The organism is Hypericibacter sp. (assembly GCF_050729195.1).
In the GTDB taxonomy this organism is placed as follows: Bacteria; Pseudomonadota; Alphaproteobacteria; order Dongiales; family Dongiaceae; genus Hypericibacter.
This window is the reverse complement of sequence record NZ_JBOHKS010000043.1, coordinates 1-8,195: the sequence shown is the minus strand read 5'-3', so window position 1 is coordinate 8,195 and position 8,195 is coordinate 1. Positions and strand designations below refer to the sequence as shown.

At 66.6% G+C, this 8,195-nt stretch carries 6 protein-coding genes; all 6 read left to right on the top strand.

Translation table 11 applies throughout. The features are described from left to right. Positions 1-155: 155 nt before the first annotated feature. The 6 genes from ileS (at position 156) to ACREE8_RS03215 (ending at position 7,983) form a co-directional block, all read left to right on the top strand. Positions 156-3,038 (top strand): isoleucine--tRNA ligase, encoded by a 2,883-nt coding sequence (gene ileS, locus ACREE8_RS03240; protein WP_431571541.1) that lies wholly within the window; start codon positions 156-158, stop codon positions 3,036-3,038. Between the two features lies 1 nt (position 3,039). Continuing rightward, positions 3,040-3,510, top strand: coding sequence for a signal peptidase II (lspA, locus tag ACREE8_RS03235; protein ID WP_431571540.1), 471 nt, complete (start codon positions 3,040-3,042; stop codon positions 3,508-3,510). Between the two features lie 32 nt (positions 3,511-3,542). Continuing rightward, the gene (locus ACREE8_RS03230) at positions 3,543-4,124 is read left to right on the top strand and encodes a DUF3035 domain-containing protein (RefSeq protein ID WP_431571539.1); all 582 of its coding nucleotides are present in this window, start codon (positions 3,543-3,545) and stop codon (positions 4,122-4,124) included. 78 nt (positions 4,125-4,202) lie between these two features. Continuing rightward, positions 4,203-5,645 (top strand): M16 family metallopeptidase, encoded by a 1,443-nt coding sequence (locus ACREE8_RS03225; RefSeq protein WP_431571538.1) that lies wholly within the window; start codon positions 4,203-4,205, stop codon positions 5,643-5,645. An 8-nt stretch (positions 5,646-5,653) separates the two neighbouring features. Beyond that, entirely contained in the window at positions 5,654-6,991 is a 1,338-nt protein-coding gene (locus ACREE8_RS03220; protein WP_431571537.1) for a M16 family metallopeptidase, read from the top strand. Between the two features lie 95 nt (positions 6,992-7,086). Then, positions 7,087-7,983, top strand: coding sequence for a transglutaminase family protein (locus tag ACREE8_RS03215; protein ID WP_431571536.1), 897 nt, complete (start codon positions 7,087-7,089; stop codon positions 7,981-7,983). Positions 7,984-8,195 lie beyond the last annotated feature (212 nt).

Below are 8,195 nucleotides of genomic sequence, written 5' to 3'. Positions count from 1 at the left end.
AATTCCCGCTTGGCTGCTATGGAAAGCCCATGTTTTCGCGGCGCATCATACGCATTAGCGGCCCGGCATACGCCTGAGCTTCGGCTCGGCGCAAGACCGGGATTTTCCTGTTCATCCGCGTTTCCGCGCCGTTCACGAGCCAAATCAGAGCATTCATGTCCGAAAAGCCGCAAAAGTCCGATTCCGCCGACTATTCCAAGACCCTGTTCCTGCCGCAGACGGAATTCCCGATGCGTGCCGGGCTGCCCAAGCTCGAACCCGAAATCCTCAACCACTGGAACAAGATCGGCCTCTACGAGAAGTTGCGCGAGAGCGCGCGCGGCCGCGCCAAATTCGTGCTGCATGACGGCCCGCCCTACGCCAACGGCAACATCCATATCGGCCATGCGCTCAACAAGATCCTGAAGGACACCGTCAACCGCACCCAGCAGATGCTGGGCAAGGACGCCAACTACGTTCCGGGCTGGGACTGCCACGGCCTGCCGATCGAATGGAAGATCGAGGAGAAATATCGCGCCGCCGGCAAGGACAAGGACGCGGTGCCGGTGGTCGAGTTCCGGCGCGAATGCCGCGACTTCGCCGAGCATTGGATCGGGGTGCAGCGCGAGGAGTTCAAGCGGCTGGGCGTCGAGGGCGACTGGGCCCATCCCTACACCACCATGGCCTATTTCGCCGAGGCGCAGATCGTGCGCGAAATCGGCAAGTTCCTGATGAATGGCGGGCTCTTCCGCGGCTCGAAGCCGGTGATGTGGTCGGTGGTCGAGAAGACCGCCTTGGCCGAGGCCGAGGTCGAGTATCACGACCATGTCTCGAACACGATCTATCTGCGCTTCCCAATCATCCGCTCGAACCTGCCGGCGCTGGCGGGCGCCGGGGCCGTGATCTGGACCACCACGCCCTGGACCATCCCCGCCAACAGGGCGATGGCCTATGGCAACGAGATCGACTATGTGCTGATCGAGGTAGTCGCGGTCGCGGAAGGGGCCTTGGCGAAGCCCGGCGACAAGCTTCTCGTGGCGGCAGCATTGCGCGCCGAGTTCGAGAAGGCCGCCCGGATCACGGAAGCGAAGACGATCTGGTCGGGCAAGGGCGAGGCGCTCGCCGGCACTGTCGCGCGCCATCCGCTGGCGGGCCAAGGCTATGAGTTCGAGGTGCCGCTTCTGGCGGGCGGCTTCGTCACCACGGAGCAGGGCACGGGGCTCGTGCATATGGCGCCCGGCCACGGCGCCGACGACTATGAGCTGGGCATCGCACATGGCATCGAGGTGCCACAGACGGTCGACGAGGATGGCAGCTATTTCCCGCATGTGCCGCTCTTCGCCGGCAAGCGCGTGCTGCGTCCCGACGGCAAGAAGGGCGATGCCGATCCGGCCGTGATGGCGGCTCTGGCCGAAGCCGGCCATCTCCTGGCCAGGGACAGGCTCACCCATTCCTATCCGCATAGCTGGCGCTCGCGCGCACCTCTGATCTTTCGCAACACGGCGCAATGGTTCATCTCGATGGAGAAGAACGATCTGCGCCGCACGGCGCTCGCCGCGATCGACGAGACTCGTTTCGTGCCGCCGCAGGGCCGCAACCGGATCTATTCGATGATCGAGAGCCGGCCCGACTGGTGCATCTCGCGCCAGCGCGCCTGGGGCGTGCCGATCGCCATCTTCGTGGACAAGCGCACCAACGAGCCCTTGCGCGACCAGAAGGTGGTGGACCGCATCGCCGAGGCCTTCGAGAAGGAGGGCGCCGACGCCTGGTTCGCCAGCCCGCCCGCGCGCTTCCTCGGCAACGAGCACAATCCCGAGCATTTCGAGCAGGTCACCGACATCGTCGATGTCTGGTTCGATTCCGGCTCGACCCATGCCTTCGTGCTCGAATCCGGCAAATGGGATCTGAGCTGGCCGGCGGATGTCTATCTCGAGGGCTCGGACCAGCATCGCGGCTGGTTCCATTCCTCGCTGCTGGAGAGCTGCGGCACGCGCGGCCGGGCGCCCTACAACACTGTCATCACCCACGGCTTCACGCTCGACGAGCAGGGCCGCAAGATGTCGAAGTCCCTGGGCAACGTGCTGGCGCCCCAGGAGGTGATGAAGCAGTACGGCGCCGACATCCTCCGCCTCTGGGTCGCGATCGGCTGCGACTATGCCGAGGATCAGCGCATCGGCAACGAGGCGCTCAAATTCGTCGCCGACCATTATCGCCGCCTGCGCAACACCTTCCGCTATCTGCTGGGCGCGCTCGACGGCTGGAGCGAGGCCGAGCGGGTGGCGCCGTCGCAGATGCCGGAGCTGGAGCGCTGGATCCTCCATCGCCTGGCCGAGCTCGACCGGCAGGTGCGCATAGCCGCCGACAATTACGACCTCCATAGTGTCTATATGGAGTTGCATAACTTCTGCGCGGTCGATCTCAGCGCCTTCTATTTCGACATCCGCAAGGACGCGCTCTATTGCGACGCGGCCCGGAGCCTTCGCCGGCGGGCGATTCGCACCGTGCTGCATGAGCTTTTCTCCTGCCTCACCGTCTGGCTGGCGCCGGTGCTCTGCTTCACGACCGAGGAGGCCTGGCTGCAGCGTTCCTGGAAGGACGGGGCGTCGAAGCCCGAGGAGGAAAGCATCCATCTGCGCCTCTTCCCCGAGATTCCCGCGAACTGGCGCGATGGCGGGCTGGCCGAGCGCTGGGCAGGCTTGCGCGATCTGCGCCGCGTCGTCACCGGCGCCCTCGAGATCGAGCGCGCGGAGAAGCGCATCGGCTCGAGCCTGCAGGCCCATCCCACGATCTATCTGACGGCCGAGCTGAAGCAGCTTTGCGACGGACTCGACCTGGCGGAGATCAGCATCACCTCCTTCGCGACCCTGATCGTGGGGCCGGCGCCCGCGGGCGCCTTCACCCTGCCTGACGTGCCCGATGTCGGCGTGACGGTCGGGCTGGCCGAGGGCGAGAAATGCGAGCGTTGCTGGCGCCAGGTGCCCGACCGCGGCGTCGATCCCCATCATCCCCTGCTTTGCGGCCGTTGCGCCGACGCTGTGTCGGCTGGGACGGCTGCCTGAAATGTGGCGATGGGGGGCTTTGGGCGCGGTCCTGGTCATCATCCTGGACCAGATCTCCAAATGGGTGATCCTGACCCAGGTCATGGATCCGCCGGCGACCATCCCGGTTTTGCCCATTTTCGACCTGGTGCTGGCCTGGAACCGGGGCGTCAGCTTCAGCATGTTCTCCAGCGACGCCGCCCATACCCCCTATCTCCTGGCCGGATTCGCGGTTTTGGTGGCCGCGGTGCTGGGATTTTGGCTCAGCCGGGTCAAAACCCCGCTGCCGGCCTGGGGCCTGGGGCTGGTGATCGGCGGGGCGCTGGGCAACGTGATCGACCGATTGCGCTTTGGTGCCGTGATCGATTTCCTGTATTTTCATTATGCAGGATGGGGTTGGCCGGCCTTCAATGTGGCCGACAGCGCCATCACAGTGGGCGTCGGGCTGTTGCTCATCGACGGCTTGTTTGGCAAAGTCCGGCCGGCAAAATAAGGAACCGCCCGTTTTGGGGGGACGATTGATTGATGACAAAGAGTGATGCCCTTCGCGCTTGCGGCGCGCTGCTCCTGCTGGCCGGCCTCTCCGGCTGCGATTCGGCCCGCGAGATCTTCGGCTACAACAAGCAGGCGCCGGACGAATTCCAGGTTTATGCCCGCGCGCCCTTGAGCCTGCCGCCCGATTACAATCTGCGTCCGCCGGCGCCGGGCGCGCCGCGCCCGCAGGAAGGCACGCCCCGCGACCAGGCGGCCTCTGCCGTGTTCGGCGACTATGCCTTCGGCGGCAGCCTCGGCCAGGCGCTGGGCGAACCCCAGGACACGACCTCGATCGGCGAGAAGGCGTTCCTCCAGAGCGCCGGCGCCACCGGCATCGATCCCTCGATCCGCCAGACCATCGATGTCGAGACCGCGGCCCTGATCGAGCAGGACCAGACGCTGATCGACCGGCTGATCTTCTGGCGCGAGGCGGGCGTGCCCGGCACCGTGGTCGATCCGACCAAGGAGCAGCAGCGCCTGCAGGAGAATTCGGCGCTGGGTCTGCCGGTCACGACCGGCGAGACGCCGACGATCGAGCGCAAGAAGAAGGCGCTGCTCGAAGGCATCTTCTAGACGCCGGAGAAACGCCTGCGGCGCCGACGCCGAGCGACGCCTGTCCCCTTTTCATTCATTGGCCGCGTGAGGCGTCGTATGTCGAATCGATCCGACCGTGAGGCCCGCTTTCGCGGCGCCGGCCGCGCGAGCCGGGCGATCCTGGGCCTGCTGCTGCTGATCGGCGCGCTCGCGGGCTTTGCCGTATCCGGCGAGGCCAAGGTCTTCAGCCCCGAGACCTTCACCCTCGAGAATGGTCTTCAGGTGGTGGTGATCACCAGCCGGCGCGCGCCGGTCGTGACCCAGATGGTGTTCTACAAGGTCGGCGGCGCCGACGAGACGCCCGGCAAGAGCGGGCTCGCCCATTTCCTCGAGCATCTGATGTTCCGCGGCACCAAGACCTACGGCGCCGGGCAGTTCTCGACCATCGTGGCGCGGCTCGGCGGCAATGAGAACGCCTACACCACCGCCGATTACACCGCCTACCACCAGGCGGTCGCGATCGAGGCCCTGCCCAAGGTCATGGAGCTCGAGGCCGACCGCATGGCCAATCTGGTGCTCGACAAGAAGACGGTCGATACCGAGCGCGAGGTCATCCTCGAAGAGCGCCGCATGCGCATCGACAACAATCCGGGCGCCCAGCTTTCCGAGATGCTGAACGCGGTGCTCTATCTCAATCACCCCTACCGGGTCCCGGTGATCGGCTGGGAGCAGGAGATGGAGGGGCTGAACGCCGACGACGTGCAGGATTTCTACGGGCACTGGTATGCGCCCAACAACGCGATCCTGGTCCTGTCGGGCGACATCTCGGCGGCCGAGGCGAAGCCGCTGGTCGAGAAATATTATGGGCCCGTCGCGCGCCGCGACGTGCCGGTCCGCCATCGCCCGACCGAGCCGCAGCAATTCGCGCCACGCCGCGTGACGCTCGAAAGCGCCAGCGTGCAGCAGCCCTCCTGGGTGCGCAGCTATCAGGCGCCCAGCTATGCAGGGCCGAAGAAGGACCAGCCCTATGCGCTCGAGGTGCTGGCCCAGATCCTCGGCGGCGACAGCAATGCCCGGCTCTATCGCCATCTGGTGGTCGAGCAGAAGCTCGCTGCCGGCGTCTGGAGCAACTATGACGGCGACCGCGTCGATCTCGGCAGCTTTACCTTCGCCGCCACGCCCAATCCGGGCGGCAAGCTCGACGCCATCGAGGCCGCGATCGATCGGGAGATCGCCGATCTTCTCGCCAAGGGCGTCACCGACGAGGAAGTCGCCCGCGCCAAGGCCTCGCTCGTCGATGGCGCGGTCAAGGCGCGCGACAGCCTGATGGGTCCCGCCAAGGCACTGGGCTCGGCGCTGGCGGTGGGGTTGACGGTCGACGATGTCGAGAACTGGCCCGACCGTATCGCGGCCGTGACGCGCGAGCAGGTCGAGGACGCCGCCAAGTCGGTCTTCGACATCAACCAGTCCGCGACCGGCCTGCTGATTCCAGCACCGGGTGCGGCCACCACGGCCCCGACCGGGGCTCCGCCCGTGCCGCTCGAAGGGGTGACGCCATGAGGCGCGTCATGAAGACGATCATGCGGCCCCTGGCCCTCCTGTCGCTGCTGACGGCAACTTTCCTCGCCTGGACCGCGCCGGGCGCATCGGCCGCGGTCACGATCGAGCGGGTGGTCAGCCCCGGCGGCATCGAGGCTTGGCTGGTCGAGGATCATTCCATCCCGCTGATCGCCATCCATCTGGCGTTCCGCGGCGGCACGGCCGCCGATCCGGCCGAGAAGAACGGCCTGGCCACGCTGGTCTCGGGCCTGCTCGACGAAGGGGCTGGCGATCTCGATTCGCAGAGCTACCAGCGCAAGCTCTCCGACCTCTCGATCGATCTCAAATTCGACGCCGGGCTGGACGAGTTCCGCGGCTCGATGCGGACCCTGACCCAGAATCGCGACCAGGCCTTCGAGCTCCTTCGGACGGCGCTGGCCGAGCCGCGCTTCGACGCCGAGCCGGTCGAGCGCGTCAAGGGGCAGATCCTCACCATCATCGCCGGCGATGCCGACGATCCCGACGAGATCGCGCAGCGGGTCTGGTGGCAGACCGTGTTCCCCGATCACGGCTATGGCCGCGATCCGCTGGGCTCGCCCGACACGCTGGCGCGCATCGACCAGGACGACCTCAAGGGCTTCACCAAGGGCCATTTCGCCAAGGACCGGCTGCTGATCGGCGTGGTCGGCGACATCTCGCCGGCGGAGCTGGCGCCGCTCTTGGACAAGACCTTCGGCGGCCTGCCGGCGACGGGCATGGCCGACACGGTGCCGAAGGCGACCTTGAGCGGAGCGGGCAAGACCATCGTCGTGAAGAAGCCGGTGCCGCAGAGTGTCATCCTCCTGGGCGGTCCCGGCATCGATCGCAGCGACCCCGATTATTATGCGGCGGCGATCCTGATGGATGTGCTGGGCGGGGGCTTCGGCTCGCGTCTCACCCGCGAGGTGCGCGAGGATCGCGGGCTCGCTTATTCGATCGGCGCCGATCTGGCGAGCTATGACAAGGCGTCCCTGGTGGTGGCCCAGACGGCGACCCAGAACGAGCGCGCCAAGGATTCGATCGCGGTGATCCGTCAGGTCTGGGGCGACCTCGGCAAGGACGGCCCGACCCAGGCGGAGCTCGACGATGCGCGCTCCTATATCCTGGGCTCCTATGCGCTCCATTTCACCAACAGCCTCGCCATCGCCTCGAGCCTGGTCTCGCTGCAGCTCGATCATCTGCCGATCGACTATCCGCAGCAGCGCACCGCGCTCTTCAACAAGGTGACGCTCGAGGATATGAAGCGGGTCGCCAAGCGCCTGCTCGATACCGCGGTCCTCACCTGGGTCGTGGTCGGCCAGCCGGTGGGCCTGTCCGACACGCCCTGATGGGGGCCGCGCGCCCTTGCGAGCCGGCTGATACCGGCCGGCGCCCATGCTATCCTCGCGGCCGAATCTGAAGGCCGCCGGAGACATCGAGTTCCATGCCGCTGTTCGAGGTCGTGCACCGCACCCGTTACCGCTATGCGCGGCCGGTCACCTTCGGCGAGCATCGGGCGCTGCTGCGGCCCCGCGACAGCCACGATCTGCGCCTCCATGACATCGCGATCACGATCGAGCCCAAGGCGCGGCTGCGCTGGATGCATGACGTCTTCTCCAATTCGATCGCGCTGATCGAGTTCCTGGAGCCGGCTGCCGAGCTCTCGGTCGAGAGCCGGCTGGTGATGGAGCGGTTCGACGATGGCAGCGCCACCGAGGAGATGCCGCGCGGCGAGAAGATCGCGACCTACCCCTTCACCTATCCGGAAGCCATCCGGCGCGACCTCGGCGGCACCGAGCGCCGGCATTACGACGATCCCAAGGGCGATGTCGCCGCCTGGGCGCGCCAGTTCGAGGCCGGCGCCTATGACAGCGCGGCCCTCCTGATGAGCATGATGCTGGCGATCAACTCGACCTTCAACTACCGCGAGCGCTACGAGCACGGCACCCAGTCGCCGACCGAGACGCTGGCCCTCCATTCCGGCACCTGCCGCGATTTCGCGCTCTTCATGATGGAGGCGGCCCGCTCGCTGGGCTTCGCCGCGCGCTTCGTGACGGGCTATCTCTACGATCCCGCGGCCGACGGCGAGGTCTCGGGCTTCCGCGGCGCCGGCGCCACCCATGCCTGGCTGCAGATCTTCCTGCCGCTCTCGGGCTGGGTCGAATATGACCCGACCAACGGACTGGTCGGGGGCCGCAACCTGATCCGCGTCGGCGTGGCGCGCGATCCCTCCCAGGCGATTCCGCTCGCCGGCACCTATGGCGGCACCGCCGCCGACAGCCTCGGCATGGAGGTCGAGGTCAAGGTGCATGCGCTCGGGCAGGATCGGACCGACTTGTAAGCAAGTCGGTTCGTGAATCCTTCCCGATCTTCAAAGAAGCAGCGACTGATTCACGCCTCAAGCGAAAGGCTTGAGGCGATCAGGCGCTATGCGGGCGACCGCTGAGACGGCCGGCGCGATCGAGGCTCAGCTCCGGCCGAAGAATTCCTTGGTGACCAGGTCGCCGATCTCGTTGAGCTCGCGCTGGACCCAGTCCATGGCCTCGTCCATGC

What these genes read in the sequence shown, in the direction of transcription:
- ileS (WP_431571541.1), top strand. Translation starts at nt 156, where the DNA reads ATGTCCGAAAAGCCGCAAAAGTCCGATTCCGCCGACTATTCCAAGACC.
- lspA (WP_431571540.1), top strand. Translation starts at nt 3,040, where the DNA reads ATGTGGCGATGGGGGGCTTTGGGCGCGGTCCTGGTCATCATCCTGGAC.
- ACREE8_RS03230 (WP_431571539.1), top strand. Translation starts at nt 3,543, where the DNA reads ATGACAAAGAGTGATGCCCTTCGCGCTTGCGGCGCGCTGCTCCTGCTG.
- ACREE8_RS03225 (WP_431571538.1), top strand. Translation starts at nt 4,203, where the DNA reads ATGTCGAATCGATCCGACCGTGAGGCCCGCTTTCGCGGCGCCGGCCGC.
- ACREE8_RS03220 (WP_431571537.1), top strand. Translation starts at nt 5,654, where the DNA reads ATGAAGACGATCATGCGGCCCCTGGCCCTCCTGTCGCTGCTGACGGCA.
- ACREE8_RS03215 (WP_431571536.1), top strand. Translation starts at nt 7,087, where the DNA reads ATGCCGCTGTTCGAGGTCGTGCACCGCACCCGTTACCGCTATGCGCGG.